We start from the raw sequence: 22,552 nt of genomic DNA, 5'->3' as shown, positions 1-22,552 counted from the left end.
AAAGGTGAAAAGCGAGGCTTTCTCCCATCCTGATTAATGATGAGTGCTCACATGCGCTCCGGCAGAATACTTCGCTTTCCGTGGGCTCGGCTTCAGCTAACTTGGTGAAGAAAAGCACTTTACCAAGTGGATCTTCAGCTCTCGCTGTCCCACAGGAGTCTCCGTATTCTGCCTCCGCTACATTTAGTGTTCTGAATTAGAGATTGGAAAGAATCACCTAGAATATTTACGCTTGCTTCCCTCTCTCTTTTCCAGAACACTATTCGAAGCTGCGGAAAAATGCGACACTCCTGGGGGAACAGCACGCGCCGAAGATCCACTTTGCAAAGTGTTTTTCTTTGCAAAGTTAGCTGAGGCCGTGCCCCCCGGAAAGGGAGTATTTTTTCGCAGCGACGATTATGCACTCATCAAAATTCAGTACGGAAGAGAGCATATCCTTACTCACGTTACTTCGCTGTTTATGTTTTATATGATGATTGTTAAAATTCTTAGTTGTAAAGAAAAGCTCGCCATTGTGCATAGCGAGCTTTTCTGTGTTTCTTACTTATTTTAATTCTACTGTTGCTCCAGCTTCTTCTAGCTTAGATTTCATTTCTTCAGCTTCTTCTTTGTCAACGCCCTCTTTGATTGCTCCAGGTGCGTTATCTACAAGGTCTTTAGCATCTTTAAGTCCAAGACCTGTGATTTCACGAACAGCTTTAACAACTTTAATTTTAGAAGATCCAGCACTTTCAAGTACTACATCAAATTCAGTTTGTTCTTCTGCTGCTTCTCCGCCTGCTGCTCCACCTGCTACTGCTACAGGAGCTGCTGCTGTTACTCCAAATTCTTCTTCGATTGCTTTTACTAAGTCGTTTAATTCAAGAACGGACATTTCTTTAATTGCTTCAATAATTTGTTCTTTAGACATGTTCAATTCCTCCTAATTTTATTTTATATTGACGAACATATTTTGTCTTCTGATAAGAAACCCTTACGCACCTTGCTCTTCTTTTTGCTCTGCAACAGCTTTTGTTGCATATGCAAAGTTTCGTACTGGTGCTTGTAGTACGCTGAGTAGCATAGAAAGCATTCCTTCGTAATTTGGAAGATCTGCAAGTTCTTTGATCTGCTCAAGTGATGCTACAGATCCTTCAACCACGCCACCTTTAATTTCTAATGCTTCATGCTCTTTCGCAAAGTTATTTAAAACTTTAGCCGGAGCCACAACATCATCTTTACTGAACGCGATAGCAGTAGGACCTACTAAAACATCATTTAAATCAGTAAGTTCAGCTTCTTCTGCCGCACGACGAGTCATTGTGTTTTTGTACACTTTGAATTCCACGCCAGCTTCACGTAGTTGTGAACGTAATTCCGTAACTTCTGCTACATCAAGACCTCTGTAGTCTACAAGGATCGTTGATTGGCTGTCACGAAGTTTTTCTGCAATTTCAGAAACAACTTGTTTCTTTTGTTCAATCACCTTTGACATGATTCCACCTCCTAGAACGCGATCATTATACCGCCCGTATAAAACGAAAACCTCCATATCTTTGTAGACATGGAGGTTTATGACTGCACACAGGATCCCTTATAAAAAGGATTTCTGCCATTTATTCAGACACACCTCGGTAGGATATTAAGCTTAACAGCACCTACTGTCTACGGTATAATGTTATTCATTTATTTTTTAAAGTAGTCAACTTGACCCTTAAGAATTATATAAAACCTTTAAGCAAAAGTCAAGCAGATTATTTAGCGAAATTTGATGAATCTACTTTAACGCCAGGTCCCATTGTAGATGAAACGGCTACGTTACGAATATACGTACCTTTGGCAGCTTGTGGTTTTGCTTTTACAACTGTATCTGCTAAAGCATTAAAGTTGTCAACAAGCTTGTCAAGATCAAATGATACTTTACCAATTGGTACATGAATATTTGATTGTTTATCTACACGGTACTCTACTTTACCTGCTTTGATTTCATTAACAGCTTTTTCTACTTCGAAAGTAACTGTTCCTGTTTTAGGGTTTGGCATAAGTCCTTTTGGTCCTAATACACGACCTAGCTTACCTACTTCTGCCATCATATCAGGAGTTGCTACAACTACATCAAACTCGAACCAACCTTGGTTGATTTTGTTGATTAATTCTTGATCTCCTACATAATCAGCGCCAGCAGCTTCCGCTTCTTTTGCTTTATCCCCTTTTGCAAATACAAGTACTGTTTGTGTTTTACCTGTTCCGTGTGGTAGCACCATTGCTCCACGGATTTGTTGATCTGCTTTCTTAGGATCTACCCCAAGACGGAATGCAGCTTCAACTGTTTCGTCAAAATTTGCTGTAGAAGCTTTTTGTACTAATTCCAACGCTTCTTTTGCATCGTACGTTTTTGTACGGTCAACAAGCTTTAATGCTTCTTGTTGCTTTTTTGTTTTCTTTGCCATTTTTAATTTCCTCCTTCTGTGGTTTTAACGGTTATACCTCCCACTTACTTAAGCGGAAAAGTTAGATTCGAACGCGACATCCGTTGCTAACTAAACCTCAAAGATAAAGGTTGCGGTTGATGAAGCATTCTCCACTACCGCAACCTTCCGCTTTTGTACAACGCTGTGAGATTAGTCTTCGATAACGATACCCATACTACGTGCAGTACCTTCGACCATACGCATTGCAGCTTCAACATCAGCAGCATTTAAGTCTGGCATTTTTAATTCTGCGATTTCTTTAACCTTATCGCGGTTAAGTGTTGCCACTTTGTTACGATTTGGTTCGCCTGACGCAGTTTCAATACCAGCTGCTTTTTTAAGCAATACTGCTGCTGGTGGAGTTTTCGTAATAAATGTAAATGAACGGTCTTCATATACCGTGATTTCTACTGGAATAATCATACCAGCTTGATCTTGGGTTTGAGCGTTAAACTCTTTACAGAATCCCATGATGTTAATACCTGCTTGACCTAAAGCTGGCCCAACTGGTGGTGCGGGATTTGCTTTTCCTGCTGGAATTTGTAGCTTTACAACTGAATCTACTTTTTTAGCCACGAGACACACCTCCTTAAGTCCGTGATGTGGTAATAGGGCTTTTGCCCTCCCACTCGATTACATATGCGAAAAATAACCTTATACTCGAGGCATAAAGAACATAAGAATTTTAGCATTATATAAGCAAAAATGCAAGTGGTTTTCCCATATTTTTATATTTGAAGTTCCTTATGATAACTTCTTAACTTGTGAAAAGTCCAATTCAACCGGCGTTTCTCTTCCAAACATATTAACATGAACTTTAACTTTTTGTTTATCTAAATCTATGTTTTCAATAGAACCAGAAAAGCCGTTAAATGGACCATCAATAACTTCTACCGTTTCTTTCATTTCAAAGTCTACTTCCGTAACAGGCTCATCATAACCCATACGCTTCAAGATGGTTTCTACTTCTTCTTCCAACAGTGGTGTCGGTTTGGATCCTGAACCTGCAGATCCTACAAAACCTGTTACACCAGGTGTATTACGTACGACATACCAAGAGTCATCTGTCATGACCATTTCCGCTAACACATAACCTGGAAATACTTTCTTTTTCGCTACTTTCTTTTTTCCGTTCTTGATTTCTGTTTCTTCATCTTCTGGGACTAATACACGGAAAATCTTATCTTCCATCCCCATAGATTCTAATCGCTTCTCTAGATTGGTTTTTACTTTGTTTTCATAACCTGAATAAGTATGCACGACATACCATCTTTTTTCCATAATATTGAGGGGCTTCGCTCGCCCTTCCCTCCCTTAATTGAACTTCTCCTTCAGTCGATTTCTTTGCATTTAAAAAACCCGCCAAACGGGTTCTTTTCTTACATATTTAATTACAGTATAACATATATTATAGCGAATTATTCAAATAACAAATTAAGAAGTTGTGTAATACCTAAGTCAATAAGTGCAAAAAAAACTGTTACAAAAGCAACGGTTAATACTACTGTAATCGTATAACGAGTTAATTCACGACCTCTTGGCCATGAAACTTTCTTCATTTCCCGATTGACGTTCTTTAAAAAAGTAACTGGTTTCACAGAAGGTACCTCCAAACTGTCTTCTAACTACCGTCATGCTCTACTTTGTTTCGCGATGAATGGTATGTCGGTTGCATCTCTTACAAAATTTCTTTATTTCAATCCGGTCAGAAATCGATGGATTCTTTTCCGTACTATAATTTCTACTATGACAAACCTCGCACGCTAATGCTATCTTTTTACCCAATTTTCCCACCTCTTATATGGGTTGTCACACTTACTATAATGTAGCATGGTTAAAGATTGCTGTCAACGACAACTAATAGAATAGTTTAAGATATGTGTATACCGCTTGCTTCTAGATATTTTTCTAGCTTTCTTTTGACGCGTTGCAAGGCATTATCAATAGATTTAGCATGACGATTTAATTCAGAAGAGATCTCTTGATAGGATTTCCCTTCAAGGTATAGTAATAATACTTCCCGCTCTAACTTACTTAGCAATTCTGCTAACTTATTTTCCATATCACCATAACGTTCTCTATTCACTAGCAGTTCTTGTGGATCCATTGCAATTGTTGCTTCTAAAACATCTAACAATGTCCGCTCAGATTCATCGTTATAGATCGGTTTATCCAAAGATACATAAGAGTTTAACGGCATATGTTTTTGCCTTGTAGCTGTTTTAATAGCGGTAATAATTTGTCTGGTAATACATAATTCTGCAAAAGCTTTAAAGGCTCTTGAAAATCACGAATCGCTTTATAGAGACCGATCATACCCTCTTGTGCAATATCTTCGTGATCAGCTCCTACGAGAAAATACGTCTTGGCTTTCGCTCGAACGAATGATTTATATCGTTGAATTAAAAATTCGAGCGCTTGTGTGTCTCCGTCCTGCACTAGCAATACTAATTCATTGTCGTCTAAATGCTGAAAGTCAGTATCTCTATTCTCTACTCGCATGATAGTTATTGGGACTCCTCCCGGCTCAATGCCAAAAATTAGGTATTGCAGACCATAATAGCAACATTATACAGGAAGCGCTTTATTTACGTCAACTGCTCTTTTGTTATTTATTACCACGGCGCCATTTCTCAAACACTTGCAACACAGTGTCGTCCAACGGAATTTTACTCTTTATTTTATTTTGTTGATGTTCTTCTATATCTACTTCTATCTCCTTTTGAATATTTCTTAATTCGATATCCAGTTCCCTCGCAGAGATTCGAAATGCTCCCTGTGCAAAAATCGTACGCTGTTCTGTATAATCAGAAGTCGCTACAAAAACCTTTGTCCGTACATTCTTAAACTCTTTGACAAGGCGCTCAATACATTGGTCAGCTGTTTCATTCTCTTTCGTGAAGATAACCTCTACTTTATATTGCTGCTGTCTATTCTCCAGCCCTCTCACTTCATAGGCATCAAAAACAACGATTACTTTTCTTTTACGGTATGCTTGGTATTCTGCCATTTTGTCGATCAATAATAATCTGGCTTGCTCTAAGTCCTTATCCTTTAACGCTTTTAATTCTTCCCAGGCACCAATCATGTTGTATCCATCTACTAAGAGTACATCCATTAGGACTCACCATGTTTGTCTCTTTTTCGGAATACTTCATACATTAATAGGCTTGCTGCAACAGAGGCGTTTAATGATGATACCGATCCTATCATTGGTAAACTGACTGTCCAATCACAATTTTTCTTCACTAAACGGCTGATTCCTTTTCCTTCGTTGCCGATGACAAGAGCAACAGGGAGCTGACCATCTAGTTCACGATAATCCTCTGTCGCTTCTGCTTCCGTACCAACAATCCACACATTTCGCGATTTTAATTCCTCTATTGTCTGTGCGATATTGGTTACTCTCACAACCGGAATATGTTCAATCGCCCCAACCGATGTTTTGGCAACCGTAGCAGTTAATCCTACAGCTCTCCGTTTCGGAATAATTACACCATGGACACCTGTTGCATCGGCACTACGAAGAATGGAACCTAAATTATGTGGATCTTCTATTTCATCTAAAATTAAAAAGAATGGCGGTTCATCCCTTTTTTCTGCTACTTCGAATAACTGATCTAGTGATGCATAGTCATAAGCGGCAACTAGCGCCGCAATACCTTGATGATTCCCTTCAACCATTTGATCCAGTTTCTTTTTTGGTACACGTTGAACAGGGGCATTTTTTGCTTTCGCTAATCCTTGCAACTTATTTGCTAAGGAAGCATTTAGGTTTTCAGTCAGATACAATTTTTGGATAGAACGCTCAGATTCCAACGCTTCGATTACAGTATTCTTTCCAATGATCCATTCTCCGCTCATTCTTGACCATCTCCTTTCTCTGTAATGGCTATCGCCTGTTTGATTAGTAACTCTAGCCGTTCATGCTGCTGGTCCAAATATAGGAACCCGATTAACGCCTCAAAAGCTGTACTGTAGCGATAAGCTTGTACACTTGTATTCTTGGGGACGGATCCCGATTTGGCATTTCGTCCCCTTTTTACTACAGCCAATTCTTCTGTTGTAAGCTGATTGGTTTCGATCCAATGATGTACTACTTTTGCTTGGGAAGTTGCTTTTACAAATCGGACAGCATGTTGATGTAATTGTTGTACTTTAACAGTCCCTATACGAATTAAATATTCTCTCACATATTTCTCGTAAATAACATCTCCCATATACGCGAGGGCTAGACTTTTCATTTCTCTTGGCTGCTGCTTTGTCATCATTAACCTCGCTTCCATCTTGTACCTTGCGGTGTGTCCTCTAGAATGATATTACGTTCTTTTAAGTCATCTCGAATTTTATCTGCTAGTTGAAAATCTTTGTTTTTTCTTGCTTCGATTCTTTTTTCTATTAATGCTTCTATTTCTTCATCGAGCAATTCTTCTTCTTCTTGATTCTGTGGAATACCTAACACTTCTAACCAAGCTGTAAGTGTATCAATAAATGTGTCGATTACGGCTACATGTGTATGATCTGACTTTAGGTATACATTGGCTTCTTTAACAAGGTCAAAGATTACCGCTATTGCATTCGCGGTATTAAAATCATCATCCATTTCTTGTTCAAATTGTTGTTGCAGTGCGTTTATTTTATCCAACCATTGTTGATTATCATCAGTTAAATTCACACTTGACTCTTTGCGGTGCTCCAGATTTGTTAACGCATTTTCAATGCGGTCATAGCTGTTTTTGGCACTTTCTAATAATGCATCACTAAAATTGATCGGGTTACGATAGTGGACGCTTAACATAAAGAAACGCAATACTTTTGGGTCATGCTTTTGAATGAGATCATGTGCTAGCACAAAGTTTCCGAGTGATTTCGACATTTTTTCATTATCGATATTAATATACCCATTGTGCATCCAATAATTTGCGAATGATGATCCATTAGCTGCTTCAGATTGGGCAATTTCATTTTCATGATGCGGAAATGTTAAATCTTGGCCACCAGCATGGATATCAATCGTATCCCCAAGATACTTTTTCGCCATTGCTGAGCATTCGATATGCCAGCCGGGGCGACCTTTCCCCCATGGAGAGTCCCACGCTATTTCTCCATCTTTCGTTTGTTTCCATAAAGCAAAATCTAATGGATCTTGTTTTTTCTCACCTACTTGAATACGCGCACCCGACCTTAATTCATCAATTGATTGGTGAGATAGTTTACCATAGTGGTCAAATGACCTTGTTTTAAAATAGACATCCCCATCCGCTTCATAAGCATGCCCTTTATCGATTAAGGTAGAAATAAAGCCAATAATATCATCCATTGTTTCGGTTACTCTAGGGTGATGAACAGCTTCCTTTACCCCCAATACACCGACATCTTCTTTATATGCTTGAATAAACCGTTCGGCGATCGTCGGAACTTCCTCTCCCAATTCTTTAGCAGCGTTGATTAGCTTATCATCAACATCTGTGAAGTTGAGAACGTAGTCTACTTGATAACCTTTATATTCAAAGTATCTCCTCACGGTATCGAAAACAATCGCTGGACGTGCATTTCCGATATGAATGTAGTTATACACAGTAGGACCACACACATACATTTTGACACGATTCGGCTCTATTGGTTCAAATTTCTCCTTTTTTCGTGTAAGTGTGTTGTAGATATTAATGGTCATCTTGATTCGCTCCTTTTAAGTCTTCTAGCTCTTTCTTTAATCGGTTTATCTCATCATCCATTCCCTTCAACACTTCACTAATAGGGTCTGGGAGTTTATGGTGATCTAAATCCTTACGTACTTTCTCTCCGTTTTGTATGACGATTCTTCCAGGTATCCCGACAACAGTTGAATGATCCGGAACATCTTTTAACACAACAGAACCAGCACCTACTTTAGAACTTTCTCCGATTGTAATCGAGCCTAATACTTTTGCTCCTGTTGCAACCAGTGCATTATCTTTAAGCGTCGGGTGTCGTTTTCCTTTTTCTTTCCCCGTACCACCTAATGTGACACCTTGGTATATAGTTACATTATCTCCGATTTCACATGTTTCACCAATTACTACGCCCATTCCATGATCAATGAAGAAGCGTTTGCCAATTTTCGCACCTGGATGAATTTCGATTCCAGTAAAAAAGCGGCTGATTTGTGAAATGACTCTGGCAATGAAAAAGAATTTCTTTCGATAGAAGGCGTGTGCGATGCGGTGTGCCCATATCGCATGTAAACCGGAATATGTTAAGCAAACTTCAAAATAGGTTCTTGCTGCCGGGTCTTGATCAAAAACAACTTCGATGTCTTCTTTGAGTAATTTAAAGAAACCCACGGATCATTATCCCCCCTATTGTGTATATATGATTGCTTCTAGCTCTGTTCTTTTTTTCTAACTAAAAAAGCGTCTCTGGGTTTAATACCTCAGAGACGCTTTTGGCGCGGTTCCACTCTGTTTAGGGGAAAATTCTCCCCTCCACTTTGACCGATAACGGCGGTAAACCGTTCTTCCATACTTGATTCAGGAAGAAACTCTGAGGTGCATTTCAAAGAAACGTGCTTTAACCATTCTCAGCCTGTGATGGTTTTCTCTGTACAAGCGGTGTTTCTTTTACTTCTCCTCGTCAACGTACCTTATTACTTACTATTATAGTGAATTTGCTAAAATTTGCTACTTATTTGATTAATTCTAACGCATTTTCCAATCTTGTTCTGACAATATCTTCTCCTAAAAGATAAATGGCATTCGGCAATTCAGGGCCATGCACCTGTCCAGTAGTTGCAACACGAATTGGCATAAATAGTTTTTTACCTTTTTGTTTGGTAGCTTTTTGAGTTGCCTTAATACTTGCTTTAATTGCTTCTGGTGACAATTCTTCTATATTGCTAAACTGCTCTAAAAAGCCTTGCAATACTTCTGGTACTTGTTCTTCTCTTAATACAGCCATTGCCTCTTCATTATAGTTAATCTCTGTTTGGAAGAAAAGATCTGTTAACTCGACAATTTCTGCACCATAAGATAATTGCTCATGATATAAGCTGATTAAGTCCACTGCCCATTGTTTTTGCTTTTCGTTCATGTCAGCTGGCAGTTTACCTGCTTCGATTAAGTGTGGCAAGCTTAATTCCACCACTTCATCTAAAGAGGCCTGTTTAATATATTGATTATTCATCCATTTTAATTTTGCCGGGTCAAAGATTGCTGGAGATGTTGACAAACGTTCTGGATCAAATATTTTAATAAATTCTTCTTGCGTAAACAATTCCTCTTCGCCAACTGGTGACCAGCCAAGTAAGGTAATAAAGTTGAACAATGCCTCTGGTAAGTAACCAAGGTTTTTATATTGTTCAATGAATTGCAAGATATGCTCGTCACGTTTACTTAACTTTTTGCGATTTTCATTTAAAATTAATGTCATATGACCATATTGAGGTGCATCCCAACCAAATGCCTCAAATATCATCATTTGTTTCGGCGTGTTAGAAATATGCTCTTCCCCACGTAATACATGGCTTATTTTCATATGATGATCATCGATTGCAACCGCAAAGTTGTAAGTTGGAATACCATTTTTCTTCACCATTACCCAGTCACCAAAATCACTGGATTCAAACGTAATATTACCACGTACAATATCATTGAATGTATATGTTCTGTTATCTGGTACACGGAAACGAATACTAGGCTTACGACCTTCCGCTTCGAATTGCTCTATTTGATCTTGAGTTAAGTCGCGATGTGCTCCAGAATACTTCGGCACTTGCCCATTAGCACGCTGTTCTTCACGTTCCGCTTCCAATTCTTCTTCTGTCATATAACACTTGTATGCTAAACCGCGTTCTAACAACTCATCGACATATTTCTGATAAATATCTAAACGTTCTGTTTGACGGTAAGGTCCATATTCACCACCAATATCTGCACCTTCATCCCATTCTAATCCGAGCCACTTCAAATAGCGTAATTGGCTTTCTTCGCCACCTTCCACATTACGCTTGTCGTCCGTATCTTCTGTACGAATAATGAATGATCCACCTAAATGTTTGGCATATAAATAATTAAAAAGTGCTGTTCTTGCGTTTCCAATATGCAAATGCCCTGTTGGACTTGGTGCATAACGTACGCGTACTTCGTTTCCCATGATTATTGTCCCTCCATCATTTGTTAACGGTCTTTTTCACCTGTTCTTATTTTACCATTATTTTCGACATAATGTTACGTTTTTATTTCTTCATCAGAAGGACAACAGCTTGTGCCGCTATCCCTTCTTTTCTTCCGGTAAAACCGAGTTTTTCTGAAGTTGTCGCTTTAACATTAACTTGCCCATTATCAGATCGTAGTAGACGAGCGATATTATCTTGAATTGGTTTGATATATGGTGCAAGCTTAGGAGCTTGCGCAATAACTGTACAGTCGAGATTACCAAGCTTATAACCTTTTTCCTCTACAAGTTTCCATACTTCTTGTAATAACTTTTGTGAATCAGCATCTTTAAATGCGGGGTCTGTATCGGGAAAATGCTTCCCAATATCCCCTTCACCAATTGCACCTAGACACGCATCTGCAATTGTATGTAATAACACATCTGCATCAGAGTGTCCTAACAAACCACGGTCATTCGGTATATCAATACCTCCGATAATACAAGGCCTGCCTTCGACTAACTGGTGTACATCAAAACCTTGTCCGATACGAAACATTATTTTTCCTCCTGTCGCTCTAAGATCATTTCTGCTCGCACAATGTCCTCTTGCGTAGTTAATTTAACATTTTGATAAGTGCCTTGAACAATATCTACTGGTTCTCCCAATGCCTCGACGAGCGACACATCATCTGTGCCAAGATATTCTGATGCTATTGCTTGCTCATGGGCTTTTTTAATTAGTGGGTAGTTAAAAGCCTGTGGTGTTTGTGCAGCCCATAAGGTTGAACGATCCAATGTTTCTATTTTATCCCCATTTTTTCGTTTTATTGTATCGGTAACAGGAACGGCAAGCAATGCTGCTTTTTTCCCCTTTGCGGCTTGAGCAAGCTCATGTAATTGTGACTCCTCCACAAAAGGTCTTGCTCCGTCGTGAATCATGACAATCATATCCTGTTGTTCTTCATTGATGGCGAGCAACCCTTGATAGCCGCTCTCTTGTCGTTCTCTACCACCATGCACAAAAATGATTTGGTCCTGCCATTGATAAGAAACTATTAACTCTTCCATTTGCTCTTGCTCATTTGGATTGATAACTAAGTAAATGTTTTGGCACCAGCTGTCCTTTATAAATTTTTTTAAAGTATGTATAATTAAAGGCTCATTTAATAGTTCGATAAATTGTTTGTTTTTGCCTGCATTCATGCGTTTACCTTGTCCTGCCGCTAACACGATTACATTATATTTTACCATGCGGCCACCCCAATCTCTAATTAACTAGCTTATCATTCTCTCCCAATCTCGTTCTAGACATTTTTTATTATTTTTCCTCTATTGATTGTAACATCTCCATAGAACAGAATGAATCAGATTCTATTTACTCATTCTATATAGTTCGTAATAGATAACAACTGCGAAGTAATGAAAATTTAGAAAAGGGAAGCTTCCTCCCATTCTGATTGCTGATGAGTGCTACGTCGTCGCTGCGGAAAAACACTCCCTTTCCGGGGGCACGGCCTCAGCTAACTTGGTGAAGAAAATCACTTCACCAAGTGGATCTTCGGCTCGCGCTGTTCCCCCAGGAGTGTCGCATTTTTCCGCAGCTTAGTGTGTATTTCTGATCAAGCAAGAAGGAATTCACGGAATATATTCCCAAAAGTTCTCTTCTTTCGATAATCCGAACACTACGCTTAGCGGAGGCAGAATACGGAGACTCCTATGGGAACTCACGCGAGTCTGAAGACCCCGCAGGAAAGCGATTTTTGCTTTCCGAGGAGGCTGAGGCCGTGCCCATGGAAAGCGCAGTATTCTGCCGGAGCGGATGACATCACTCATCTCTAATCAGAATGGAAAAAAGTAAATCCATATGAGAATTACTTCGTAGTTTATGTATTTTGTGTAGGTTTGTATTCATTTTGCATGTGTCCGAAGGTGAATTATAAACTAACAAAAAGTGATAACAATCATGTTATCACTTTTGTCTATCCTTTATATGTTATACCTTTTTTAGAGTGCTTTTTCAAGCAATTTTGGTTTGGCGAATATCATTCGGCCTGCTGATGTTTGTAACACGCTTGTAATCACGACTTCGATGTTCTGTCCGATATAGTTCTTACCTTCTTCTACCACAATCATCGTACCATCATCTAAGTAAGCTACACCTTGGTTCTGTTCTTTCCCGTCCTTAATAACCTGTACCGCTAGTTCTTCACCTGGTAACACAATCGGTTTAACGGCATTCGCTAAGTCATTAATGTTTAAAACAGGCACCTTCTGAAACTCACAAACTTTATTTAAATTAAAGTCATTCGTTACAACAATCCCATTCATCACTTTTGCAAGCTTAACTAATTTACTGTCGACTTCTTGAATTTCCTCGAAATCACCTTCATAAATTTCTACATTAATAGGTAAATCCTTCTGGATGCGATTTAGTATATCCAAGCCTCTGCGACCTCTATTACGTTTTAATGCATCTGATGAATCCGCAATATGCTGTAATTCTTCTAAAACAAATTGAGGAATAATAATGGTTCCTTCTAAAAAGTTCGTTTGGCATATATCCGCAATTCGTCCATCAATGATTACACTCGTATCTAATATTTTTGGCTTTGGTAATTCAGGATGAGATTCTTCAGTTGTCAAAGCTTTTTTCTTTTCCTTTTTTGGTAAAGTAAATAAATTTAAGAATTCATCTCTTCTTTTAAACCCTACTTGGAATCCAAAATAGGCAAGTAATACACTTAAAAAGATCGGTACTACCTGTGAAACAACTCGGATATCAATCGATTGAATCGGGTCGTTTAAGAAATACGCAATAATCAAACCAATGATAATACCTAAACTACCAAATAATAAATCCGACACTGGAGCTTTCATTAATAGCTCTTCAATCCAAGCAAAGAATCTCATAATGTAATCAGAAATCCATAAAGAAAGAATAAATAAAATAATTGCTCCTAATACTAACCCCACATAGGGTCCTATATAATTAGATGTTAACCATGTACCTTCAGCCAACCCTATTAATTCCAATAACCTTGGAATATATAAATATCCAGCGGTACCACCTGCAATAATAAAAAATAGTTGCACAAATCGTCTTAGCACCACAGTCACCTCCTATAGACTAGTCTCTCCTATTACTAAAATTTTAAACATTTTTTTAGTACTTTTAAGAAAGAATAAATCTTTCTTGGAGAGCACACTTTGAAACCATACCCCTAAAACTTTCAATCTCCTAAAGCTACTTTAATTGCCTCTTGCACAGAATTTACCCCTATGATTTCAATAGACGCTGGGACTGTCCAACCATCCATGTTCTTAGCAGGAATGATAGCTCTTTTAAATCCTAATTTAGCGGCTTCTTGTACTCGTTGTTCAATTCGTGATACTCTTCTTACTTCTCCCGTAAGTCCAACTTCACCTACCAATACATCATCTGTATGTGGAGCTCGATCTCTAAAGCTAGATGCAATACTAATCGCTACCGCTAAGTCAATGGCAGGCTCATCTAATTTCACTCCGCCGGCTACCTTCACATATGCATCTTGATTTTGCAACATTAAACCTACTCTTTTTTCTAATACAGCCATTAATAACGGAACACGATTATGATCAATTCCTGTCGCCATTCTCCGTGGATTACCAAAGCTGGTAGGAGAAATTAGTGCCTGAATCTCCACTAGCACTGGTCTTGTTCCTTCCATCGAAGCGACAATCGTTGAACCAGCGACACCTTGTGATCGTTCTTCTAAAAAAATTTCGGATGGGTTTAATACTTCTGTTAACCCTTCTTCTTTCATTTCGAATATACCCATTTCGTTTGTACTTCCAAATCGGTTTTTGACTCCCCGTAAGATTCGGAAAGTATGGTGTCTTTCCCCTTCAAAATACAACACAGCATCTACCATATGCTCAAGCAATCTGGGGCCGGCTATCGATCCTTCTTTCGTCACATGCCCAACAATAAAAATAGGTATATGATTTTGCTTCGCAAGGCGCATTAGTTCACTTGTACACTCGCGAACTTGTGAAACACTACCCGGAGCACTTGTTACTTCTTCTTTATAAATAGTTTGAATCGAATCAATCACAACAAAACCTGGTTTCAATTGATCAATTTGATTTGCAATATCTACTAGATTTGTTTCAGATAGGACGTATAGTCTTTCAGATGAAATATCTAACCTGTCTGCTCTTAGTTTTGTCTGTCTTGCTGATTCCTCTCCAGAAATGTATAACACATCTAAATCACGCTGTGACAATTGGCTGGAAACTTGCAACAATAACGTAGATTTCCCGATACCTGGATCCCCACCAATCAGCACTAGCGAACCAGGTACGATACCACCACCAAGCACTCGGTTTAACTCTTGCATTTTCGTTTTAATTCTTGGTTCTTCTTGTGTTTGAATACTGGATATCTTTTCTGGTTTGTGTGTTGTACCTGAGCCTGTTGCCCAATTACCTCTTGCTGTTTTAGTAGCTTCCACTTCTTCTACTAACGTATTCCATTCATGACATCCAGGACATTTCCCCATCCATTTAGGTGATTCATAACCACAAGATTGACAAACAAATTTAGATTTTCGCTTAGCCAAAAGTATCGCTCCCTTTCATTATATACGAAAAGACCCCCTTATAAGTTACAGAGATCTATCAATTTAGTTAAAGATGTATGTAAAAAGTGTAAAAAAAGGATAATCTTTAAATTCCGTTACCTTGCACATAAATGCATTGTACTTTATACACTATTCTAAATACAAACCCTTATGGACAAACCGCTCAGTCCTTATGACTAAAAGCTAAAGATTTACCATCTCTCTAGCATTCATTATAAAGGTGATCGAAGAGTAATATCCTTATTGAAAAAATCGGAAGGGAACCCCTTCCGATTTTCAAGATTTATACGACTTTGAATTCACCTGATTCATCAAGATCAATGGTTACTTTTTGACCTTTTTTAATCGTTTCTTTTAACAACTCTTCTGATAATAAATCTTCCACGTTCTTTTGAATGGATCTACGCAATGGTCTAGCACCATATTCTGGATCAAATCCTTCATTTGCAATTTTTTCAATTGCCTTATCTGATAATACAAAGTCTATTTCCTGTTCAGTTAAACGTTTCTGTAATTCTTTTACCATTAGCTCTACAATATGTTTCATATGTTTCTTCTCTAATGAGTGGAAAACAATCGTTTCATCTATACGGTTTAAGAACTCTGGACGGAAGGCTTTCTTCAATTCCGCTGTTACCTTAGAACGCATATCTTTATAATCTTGTTCCTCATCACCAAGGCTAAAGCCTACATACTTATTACGTTTTAATTCATTTGCTCCAACATTGGATGTCATGATTAACACCGTATTTCGAAAGTCCACCGTACGTCCTTTAGAATCGGTTAGGCGGCCATCTTCTAAGACTTGAAGTAATATATTAAATACTTCTGGATGAGCTTTCTCTACCTCATCTAATAGTACTACAGAGTATGGCTTTCTTCTTACTTTTTCGGTTAACTGTCCGCCTTCTTCATAACCAACATATCCTGGAGGTGAACCCACGAGTCGTGATGTTGCATGTTTCTCCATATACTCTGACATATCAATACGAATCATTGCGTCTTCATCACCAAACATAGATTCAGCTAATGCACGTGCCAACTCTGTTTTACCGACACCAGTTGGTCCTAAGAAAATAAACGATCCGATTGGACGCTTTGGATCTTTTAAGCCTGATCTAGCACGACGAATTGCTTTGGAAACAGATTTTACTGCTTCTTCCTGGCCAATTAATCGATCATGCAGAATTTCTTCCATGTGTAATAATCTTTCACTCTCATCCTTAGTAAGTGCTGATACCGGTACCCCGGTCCATGTTGATACAACACTAGCAATATCTTCTACACTTACTTCCGAATTCTCCTGTCCTTGCTTTTCTTTCCATTTCGCTTCCGTCTCTTCTAATTCTTTTCTTAATTGTTGTTCGTCATCACGTAACGCTGCAGCTTTTTCGAATTCTTGACTTTGAACGGCGGCGTCTTTTTCTTTACGTACTTCTTCTAAATTCTGTTCTAACTCTTTTAAATTAGGAGGTGTTGTATAAGAACGTAATCTTACCTTAGAACCTGCTTCATCAATTAAATCAATCGCCTTATCTGGCAAGAATCGATCGGTAATATAACGATCCGAAAGCTTCGCTGCCGCTTCAATTGCTTCATCTGTAATCGTCACTCGATGGTGTGCTTCATAACGATCTCTTAAACCTTGTAAAATTTGGATGGATTCTTCAACAGATGGTTCATCAACTTGAATTGGCTGAAAACGACGTTCTAATGCCGCATCTTTTTCGATATACTTGCGGTATTCATCTAATGTGGTTGCACCAATACATTGCAATTCTCCTCGAGCTAATGATGGTTTTAAAATATTGGATGCATCAATAGCACCTTCTGCACCACCTGCACCAATTAGTGTGTGCAATTCGTCAATAAAAAGAATTACATTACTTGCCTGACGTATTTCTTCCATCACTTTTTTTAAGCGATCTTCAAATTCACCGCGATATTTAGTACCTGCTACTACCGTTCCCATATCAAGTGTCATCACTCGCTTATCTCGAAGGATCTCCGGCACTTCATTTTGAACAATTTGTTGTGCCAAGCCTTCCGCTACTGCTGTTTTACCTACACCTGGCTCACCAATCAAGACAGGGTTATTTTTTGTACGACGACTTAATACTTGGATAACGCGTTCGATTTCTTTCTCACGACCGATCACAGGGTCGATGTTCCCTTCTTTTGCAATCGAGGTTAAATCACGGGCCAGCGAATCCAATGTTGGGGTACTCGCACTATTACTTGAGCTGTTACGACCATTTTGAGAACTACCAGATTCTGAGCTCCCTAAAAGTTGTAACACTTGTTGACGTGCCTTATTAAGGCTAACACCCAAGTTATTTAGTACACGAGCAGCTACCCCTTCTCCCTCTCGAATTAACCCTAACAAGATATGTTCTGTGCCTACATAAGAATGGCCCAATTTACGTGCTTCATCCATCGATAACTCAATGACTTTCTTTGCTCGTGGGGTATAGTGAATCGTTTGGGATACTTCACTGCCTTTACCGATTAAAGATTCGACTTCATCTCTGATTTTATCTGCGCCGAGACCAATCGCTTGAAGTGCTTTGGCCGCAATCCCTTCTCCCTCACTTACAAGTCCTAATAAAATATGTTCAGTGCCAATATTATTATGACCTAATCGTACCGCTTCTTCTTGTGATAATGCCAAAACTTTTTGCGCTCTTTCTGTAAATCGTCCAAACATCATTTTAATATTCCTCCTTTTGCTCCAATGTAAAGCGTTCCCGAATTAAGGATGCTCGAAAAACATCGCGTTCATTCGGTGTCAGCATTTTTTTCGCATATTGTTGTAAGAATGCCGGTTGTGTCAAAACAACCAATTCGTTCAGAATAGATTTAGAGATGTGATGGATGAATCCCAAATCAATACCTAGTCGGACATCAGATAAGCATTTTGCTGTTTCTTTTGATTCGATAATCCGACTATGCTGTAATATCCCATAGGAACGAAATACTCGATCCTCTAATTCCAGTTCTGATTGCTCCATCAGTAATTTTCGAGCATGTCGTTCATGCTCAATTAATTTATCGACTACACCTTTCAAGTCTTCGATAATATCTTCTTCAGACCGTCCTAATGTTACCTGATTGGAAATTTGAAAAATATTACCTAAAGCTTCACTGCCTTCACCATAAATACCACGCACAACCAGACCTAATTGATTGATAGCAGGGATCATTCGATTGATTTTACGTGTAATCGCAAGTGCTGGTAAATGCATCATCACAGATGCTCTTAAACCCGTACCCACATTCGTTGGACAGCTTGTAAGGTATCCTCTATTTTCATCAAAGGCATAATCTATTTTTTCTTCTAACCAGTCATCTAATTGAAACGCCTGTTCCAAAGCTTTTTCTAATTGAAAACCTGGAAAATATAATTGAGCTCTAATATGGTCCTCTTCATTAACCATGATCGATACTTGTTCATTTTTAGAAATAAGCGCAGCACCATGCTTTGATTTATCAGCTAGATGTGGACTTATTAAATGTTTTTCTACTAATACTTGCTTTTCTACTTGCTTTAACTCAGCCATTTTGACAAATTCTAAATCTTTATATTGTAAATAAGAGCGGTGATTGAATTCCTTTTCCATAAAATAAAGAATATGCTCCATATGCTTTTCGTCCGCAATTAATGGGAAAGGAGACTGCTCAAAGTTTCGAGCCAAACGAACACGACTACTCATTACAATATCACTGTCGGGACCGTCCTCTTTTAACCATGGACTAATCGCTTCATTGATAAATTGCTCTAAACTCACGAATCATCACGCTCCTCGTGGTGATTTAGATTCTTCTCTAATGACCTTATTTCATCACGAATTTTAGCTGCTTCTTCAAAAGCTTCCTCTGCAATTGCTTGCTGCAATTTCACTTTTAAATCTCGCAACTTTTTACGTTGATAAATATCGGACCCTACGCGTTTTGGTACTTTCCCCTCATGGGCAGTATTACCACTATGCACTTTTCGAAAAAGCGGATTTAAATGTTCAGAGAATGTATGATAGCAAGATGCACACCCAAACTTCCCAATTCTAGCAAACTGTTGATACGTCATGCCACATTTATCACATTGTAATTCTTTACCTGCTGTTTTGTGTGACTGATGATTTATTGCATTAGGTTTTGGGTTGAACAGCCCTGATAAAAGGTGATGTAATGAATAGGCATCTTCTTCTTGTGACACATAACCCTTTTCTTTTGCGCATTGCTGACAAACATGAATTTCTGTTTTTTCACCGTTTATTACTTGTGCGAAATGAACGGTTGCCGGATTTTGTTTACACTCTTGGCATTCCATACCGTACACCTCCTAAAATTGATATTTTAAGGTATTAAGCATTGCTGATAAAATTCTGGCACGAATCTCATCCCGAATTGGCAACTGAAACGAGAGGGTATTACGATCAATCGCACCAACCATTAATTTTGCTTCCCGTTCGGTAATTAATTCTTCTTCCAAGAGACGCTCTAATATATTGACCGCTTTTTGCTGTGATATCTTAGGTTGGATCATTTCAATGATTTCGTCTATTAATTTTGCTTTATCTTCATTGGTAATGCGACTAATACGGATATAGCCTCCACCACCACGTTTACTTTCTACTAAGTACCCTTTTTCCAAAGTAAATCTCGTGTTGATGACATAATTAATTTGAGAAGGTACACATTCAAAGCGATCAGCAATTTCACTTCGCTTTATCTCAATGATTTTATGCTGGTTACTGTGCATGATCTCTTTCAAATATTCTTCAATAATATCTGAAATATTACGCATTTTCCCTCCTCCAATCTGACTTTGACTATATTTGACTATATATATTTATTATACTGTAAGTTGGTCTCATTGAAAACTATTTGGTCTTCATTATTATAACCTTTCTTGCTGTCTCTCAAACCCTTATGAACGAAAACGGATTTTAATCTTTTTTACTTCTTCCTGCTCTAATAACCATTCATACAGATTTTCACGTTTTTTCTGATGAATGGCGTCAATATACACTTTGATTTTGGTTGTATCGGTACTTTCTGTAGAAATATCAAATTCACGTATTTCAATCGGAAATGATTGTACACGGTTAAGGAATGTTGAAGCATTTTTTTCTTTAGAAAGCTTCACTTCGAAAACAATATGATGACTTTTACGGTGTAGCCTTTTTTCAAATTTATTCAAGACAACTAAACTAATTAAAATGATCAATGTTGTCACTATAGCCTCTTTATACATACCAATACCAACAATCAACCCTAGACCGGCAACCGCCCATATAGATGCAGCTGTTGTCAGACCTCTAATCGTACCGCCATGGACAATAATCGTCCCCGCCCCTAGAAATCCAATACCACTAATGACATAGGAAGGAATACGAGCTGGATCAAATTGAATGTTCTGGTGATTTTCAATAAAGTGTTGAAAGCCATTAACAGATAAAAGCATCATCAAGCAGGAACTGACTCCTACTAATATATGTGTTCGAAAGCCAGCAGAATGTTTATTTACTTCCCGCTCAAAACCAATCAATCCTGATAAAAAAAGCGATATCATCAGCTTTGTAACAGCCTCTACAAACTCTGCATCAAAGAACTGATCCCACATAAAGAGCCCCCCTTTACATTTATATATCTAATTATAAACCTTGATACCAACCATATACCCTGTATTTATAAAACAACACAGAAATGTACTGAGGGACAGAAAAAACCAACCTATCTTAGAAGAAATCAGGAAAGTATGTATGACTGGTTGGAATAATTTCCTCCAATTGTCCAATAGCTTTTTGATCACCATCCAACAGTTCTAATCGTGATAATTCATGAGGACGTTTATAACCAAGAAAAATCTGTGCCATTTGCTGTATGTTCATTGTTACGGTTGGTAAGGAATCTCGCTTATCTACTTGATCAAATTTCATCTCATCATGATCATTCATGGATAACTGATACACCCCTGTATTCTCCGGAAGGAATTGATCTTCTATATGAATAGCAAAAGTAGAAAAATGATCTGATTTCTTGTATGGAAATTGTGCAAGAAATGCCCCTGCATCGACAATACGAGACATGAAATAAGGTGTTACCTTCTGTTCAAATCTAGGCTCTTCAACCAAAAGCGTCATTCCATCGTTAATAGGTAAACTAACAACTATGTCGTCCGCCATGGAATCATGATCATGCATATATTGCAACAGTAACTTCTGGCCATTTAAGGTTGAAAATGCGATATCCTTAACTGTAAAAATATGATCTTTTACATTGTATACTATGTATCCTTCTGGTGTATGATCATCATGATATGCAATCGCTATAAAGTCATCTTTGTTAAGAATCCGATGTTTCCACCAATGTTGATCTCTGACTAATGGACCTGTAAACGAACTCGCATATTCAGTATAAATATTATCTAACATTGATATTGTCTGATCATTATTATTACCTCTTTTTACAAATCCAATCCCATCCCAACGTTTCTTTAAGCTTCGAATTGGTATTTTACAATCTGCTTTGTCAAAAGTTATTTCCCAGCCATATTTTCGATAAAATGGTACAGAAAATGGATGTAGATAGGAGATGATTTGCCCTTTCGTTTTCATTTCCTGTAACGCTTTCTTGAGCAGTTGTTTCACTTTTCCACCTCTTCGATATTCTGGCCATGATGCAACTGAAGCGACACCGCCCATTTTCATTATTTCACCTTGAATATATGCTTTTAAGGGAATAACATGAACCTTCGCAGCCAATTGCTCATTTTCCAACCATCCCCATACAGTATGATTGCTCATCTGTTCTTTCTTCGCTGCTAATTCTTCTTCTGACAATCTATATTGAAAGGCATATTGTGATAAATCCATAATGTCTCCATAGTACGTTTCATCGAGTTTTGATATCTGGTTCATTTTCATTACTCCTTTTTTCGTTTTGATCTATTATATATATTCTATTTTGTCACAAAAATAAATAAATTTTAACAGACTTTTGTCTTCTAATTTGAAGTGTGCATATACTCTCCTGCTCCTAAGAGCACCTCCCTGATAAGAAAAGGCTCGTTACGTCTCTTCCAAGAAGAATCTTAGATATTTCCTTTCAATAATATTTTAGCATATGAGAAAAGCGCAGAGCGCCCGCTTAGAAACGTAGCGACTTGTGGAGCTCCTCAACTGAGATAAAGGAATCACGGTGAGTTTACGAACCGATGATGACTTATCATAGAAGGCGCCTAGTTTTTGGGCGCTCGGAGCTAGACATCTGCGCAAATTTTATACTTTCCTTACATACAAAAAAACTTCTTAGTCCTATGACTAAGAAGTTTTTTATCAATGGCCT

General features: G+C 38.2%; 23 protein-coding genes, 1 pseudogene and 2 other annotated features. All 24 genes and pseudogenes read right to left on the bottom strand.

Annotation, left to right across the window (positions count from 1 at the left end):
- Positions 1–544 precede the first annotated feature (544 nt).
- The 24 genes and pseudogenes from rplL to GH715_RS12135 all read right to left on the bottom strand — a co-directional run bounded on the left by rplL (position 545) and on the right by GH715_RS12135 (position 22,125).
- On the bottom strand, positions 545–910 hold the full coding sequence (gene rplL, locus GH715_RS12250) for a 50S ribosomal protein L7/L12 (RefSeq protein ID WP_018934201.1): 366 nt from the start codon (positions 908–910) through the stop codon (positions 545–547).
- A gap of 63 nt (positions 911–973) precedes the next feature.
- The gene (gene rplJ / locus GH715_RS12245) at positions 974–1,474 is read right to left on the bottom strand and encodes a 50S ribosomal protein L10 (protein WP_018934200.1); all 501 of its coding nucleotides are present in this window, start codon (positions 1,472–1,474) and stop codon (positions 974–976) included.
- Positions 1,475–1,509: 35 nt separating this feature from the next.
- Positions 1,510–1,668: a sequence feature (ribosomal protein L10 leader region), on the bottom strand.
- Positions 1,669–1,733: 65 nt separating this feature from the next.
- Positions 1,734–2,429, bottom strand: a complete 696-nt coding sequence (gene rplA / locus GH715_RS12240; protein ID WP_018934199.1) for a 50S ribosomal protein L1 — start codon at positions 2,427–2,429, stop codon at positions 1,734–1,736.
- A 171-nt stretch (positions 2,430–2,600) separates the two neighbouring features.
- Positions 2,601–3,026, bottom strand: coding sequence for a 50S ribosomal protein L11 (gene rplK / locus GH715_RS12235; protein WP_018934198.1), 426 nt, complete (start codon positions 3,024–3,026; stop codon positions 2,601–2,603).
- Positions 3,027–3,194: 168 nt separating this feature from the next.
- A complete protein-coding gene (gene nusG, locus GH715_RS12230; protein WP_018934197.1) occupies positions 3,195–3,731 on the bottom strand; it encodes a transcription termination/antitermination protein NusG in 537 nt (178 codons plus the stop codon).
- Positions 3,732–3,868: 137 nt separating this feature from the next.
- Positions 3,869–4,048: a preprotein translocase subunit SecE gene (secE, locus tag GH715_RS12225; RefSeq protein WP_018934196.1), complete on the bottom strand. Its 180-nt coding sequence runs from the start codon at positions 4,046–4,048 to the stop codon at positions 3,869–3,871.
- Between the two features lie 40 nt (positions 4,049–4,088).
- Entirely contained in the window at positions 4,089–4,235 is a 147-nt protein-coding gene (rpmG, locus tag GH715_RS12220) for a 50S ribosomal protein L33 (RefSeq protein ID WP_083939084.1), read from the bottom strand.
- 85 nt (positions 4,236–4,320) lie between these two features.
- Positions 4,321–4,952 (bottom strand): annotated as a pseudogene (sigH, locus tag GH715_RS12215) (RNA polymerase sporulation sigma factor SigH).
- A gap of 106 nt (positions 4,953–5,058) precedes the next feature.
- A complete protein-coding gene (locus tag GH715_RS12210; protein WP_153835608.1) occupies positions 5,059–5,568 on the bottom strand; it encodes an NYN domain-containing protein in 510 nt (169 codons plus the stop codon).
- Positions 5,568–6,314, bottom strand: coding sequence for a 23S rRNA (guanosine(2251)-2'-O)-methyltransferase RlmB (gene rlmB / locus GH715_RS12205; protein ID WP_153835607.1), 747 nt, complete (start codon positions 6,312–6,314; stop codon positions 5,568–5,570). Before rlmB ends, GH715_RS12210 begins: the two co-directional genes overlap by 1 nt.
- Complete coding sequence (locus GH715_RS12200; RefSeq protein ID WP_018934192.1) at positions 6,311–6,721, bottom strand: Mini-ribonuclease 3; 411 nt, start codon at positions 6,719–6,721, stop codon at positions 6,311–6,313. Before GH715_RS12200 ends, rlmB begins: the two co-directional genes overlap by 4 nt.
- Complete coding sequence (gene cysS, locus GH715_RS12195; RefSeq protein WP_153835606.1) at positions 6,721–8,124, bottom strand: cysteine--tRNA ligase; 1,404 nt, start codon at positions 8,122–8,124, stop codon at positions 6,721–6,723. Before cysS ends, GH715_RS12200 begins: the two co-directional genes overlap by 1 nt.
- Positions 8,114–8,773 carry a serine O-acetyltransferase gene (gene cysE, locus GH715_RS12190; protein WP_018934190.1) on the bottom strand — a complete coding sequence of 220 codons (660 nt, stop codon included), beginning with the start codon at positions 8,771–8,773 and terminating at the stop codon, positions 8,114–8,116. The genes cysS and cysE overlap by 11 nt, the downstream gene beginning before the upstream one ends.
- An 88-nt stretch (positions 8,774–8,861) precedes the next feature.
- Positions 8,862–9,075: a binding site (T-box leader), on the bottom strand.
- A gap of 38 nt (positions 9,076–9,113) precedes the next feature.
- Positions 9,114–10,580, bottom strand: coding sequence for a glutamate--tRNA ligase (gene gltX, locus GH715_RS12185; RefSeq protein WP_153835605.1), 1,467 nt, complete (start codon positions 10,578–10,580; stop codon positions 9,114–9,116).
- 82 nt (positions 10,581–10,662) lie between these two features.
- Positions 10,663–11,139, bottom strand: coding sequence for a 2-C-methyl-D-erythritol 2,4-cyclodiphosphate synthase (gene ispF / locus GH715_RS12180; protein WP_153835604.1), 477 nt, complete (start codon positions 11,137–11,139; stop codon positions 10,663–10,665).
- A complete protein-coding gene (gene ispD, locus GH715_RS12175) occupies positions 11,139–11,834 on the bottom strand; it encodes a 2-C-methyl-D-erythritol 4-phosphate cytidylyltransferase (protein WP_153835603.1) in 696 nt (231 codons plus the stop codon). Before ispD ends, ispF begins: the two co-directional genes overlap by 1 nt.
- A 753-nt stretch (positions 11,835–12,587) precedes the next feature.
- Positions 12,588–13,691, bottom strand: a complete 1,104-nt coding sequence (locus tag GH715_RS12170) for a PIN/TRAM domain-containing protein (protein WP_018934186.1) — start codon at positions 13,689–13,691, stop codon at positions 12,588–12,590.
- 122 nt (positions 13,692–13,813) lie between these two features.
- Entirely contained in the window at positions 13,814–15,184 is a 1,371-nt protein-coding gene (gene radA, locus GH715_RS12165; RefSeq protein WP_018934184.1) for a DNA repair protein RadA, read from the bottom strand.
- Positions 15,185–15,488: 304 nt separating this feature from the next.
- Positions 15,489–17,915, bottom strand: a complete 2,427-nt coding sequence (gene clpC / locus GH715_RS12160; protein ID WP_153835602.1) for an ATP-dependent protease ATP-binding subunit ClpC — start codon at positions 17,913–17,915, stop codon at positions 15,489–15,491.
- Between the two features lies 1 nt (position 17,916).
- A complete protein-coding gene (locus tag GH715_RS12155; protein WP_163578632.1) occupies positions 17,917–18,993 on the bottom strand; it encodes a protein-arginine kinase McsB in 1,077 nt (358 codons plus the stop codon).
- Positions 18,990–19,532, bottom strand: a complete 543-nt coding sequence (locus GH715_RS12150) for a protein-arginine kinase activator protein McsA (RefSeq protein ID WP_018934181.1) — start codon at positions 19,530–19,532, stop codon at positions 18,990–18,992. Before GH715_RS12150 ends, GH715_RS12155 begins: the two co-directional genes overlap by 4 nt.
- Positions 19,533–19,544: 12 nt before the next feature.
- Positions 19,545–20,009, bottom strand: a complete 465-nt coding sequence (locus GH715_RS12145; RefSeq protein WP_153835601.1) for a CtsR family transcriptional regulator — start codon at positions 20,007–20,009, stop codon at positions 19,545–19,547.
- Between the two features lie 123 nt (positions 20,010–20,132).
- Entirely contained in the window at positions 20,133–20,828 is a 696-nt protein-coding gene (locus GH715_RS12140) for an MgtC/SapB family protein (RefSeq protein WP_153835600.1), read from the bottom strand.
- A gap of 115 nt (positions 20,829–20,943) precedes the next feature.
- Positions 20,944–22,125, bottom strand: a complete 1,182-nt coding sequence (locus GH715_RS12135; protein WP_163578631.1) for a GNAT family N-acetyltransferase — start codon at positions 22,123–22,125, stop codon at positions 20,944–20,946.
- Positions 22,126–22,552: the final 427 nt, after the last annotated feature.

It is taken from the genome of Gracilibacillus thailandensis, from assembly GCF_010994055.1.
Classification (GTDB): Bacteria; Bacillota; Bacilli; order Bacillales; family Amphibacillaceae; genus Gracilibacillus; species Gracilibacillus lacisalsi.
Note: the sequence above shows the minus strand (reverse complement) of the source record. Positions and strands in the feature narration are given on the sequence as shown.

Excerpts from the sequence above, each read along its gene's own strand:
- rplL (WP_018934201.1), bottom strand. The coding sequence starts at position 910 with ATGTCTAAAGAACAAATTATTGAAGCAATTAAAGAAATGTCCGTTCTT.
- rplJ (WP_018934200.1), bottom strand. The coding sequence starts at position 1,474 with ATGTCAAAGGTGATTGAACAAAAGAAACAAGTTGTTTCTGAAATTGCA.
- rplA (WP_018934199.1), bottom strand. The coding sequence starts at position 2,429 with ATGGCAAAGAAAACAAAAAAGCAACAAGAAGCATTAAAGCTTGTTGAC.
- nusG (WP_018934197.1), bottom strand. The coding sequence starts at position 3,731 with ATGGAAAAAAGATGGTATGTCGTGCATACTTATTCAGGTTATGAAAAC.
- GH715_RS12210 (WP_153835608.1), bottom strand. The coding sequence starts at position 5,568 with ATGGATGTACTCTTAGTAGATGGATACAACATGATTGGTGCCTGGGAA.
- rlmB (WP_153835607.1), bottom strand. The coding sequence starts at position 6,314 with ATGAGCGGAGAATGGATCATTGGAAAGAATACTGTAATCGAAGCGTTG.
- GH715_RS12200 (WP_018934192.1), bottom strand. The coding sequence starts at position 6,721 with ATGATGACAAAGCAGCAGCCAAGAGAAATGAAAAGTCTAGCCCTCGCG.
- cysS (WP_153835606.1), bottom strand. The coding sequence starts at position 8,124 with ATGACCATTAATATCTACAACACACTTACACGAAAAAAGGAGAAATTT.
- gltX (WP_153835605.1), bottom strand. The coding sequence starts at position 10,580 with ATGGGAAACGAAGTACGCGTACGTTATGCACCAAGTCCAACAGGGCAT.
- ispF (WP_153835604.1), bottom strand. The coding sequence starts at position 11,139 with ATGTTTCGTATCGGACAAGGTTTTGATGTACACCAGTTAGTCGAAGGC.
- ispD (WP_153835603.1), bottom strand. The coding sequence starts at position 11,834 with ATGGTAAAATATAATGTAATCGTGTTAGCGGCAGGACAAGGTAAACGC.
- clpC (WP_153835602.1), bottom strand. The coding sequence starts at position 17,915 with ATGATGTTTGGACGATTTACAGAAAGAGCGCAAAAAGTTTTGGCATTA.
- GH715_RS12150 (WP_018934181.1), bottom strand. The coding sequence starts at position 19,532 with ATGGAATGCCAAGAGTGTAAACAAAATCCGGCAACCGTTCATTTCGCA.
- GH715_RS12145 (WP_153835601.1), bottom strand. The coding sequence starts at position 20,009 with ATGCGTAATATTTCAGATATTATTGAAGAATATTTGAAAGAGATCATG.
- GH715_RS12140 (WP_153835600.1), bottom strand. The coding sequence starts at position 20,828 with ATGTGGGATCAGTTCTTTGATGCAGAGTTTGTAGAGGCTGTTACAAAG.
- GH715_RS12135 (WP_163578631.1), bottom strand. The coding sequence starts at position 22,125 with ATGAACCAGATATCAAAACTCGATGAAACGTACTATGGAGACATTATG.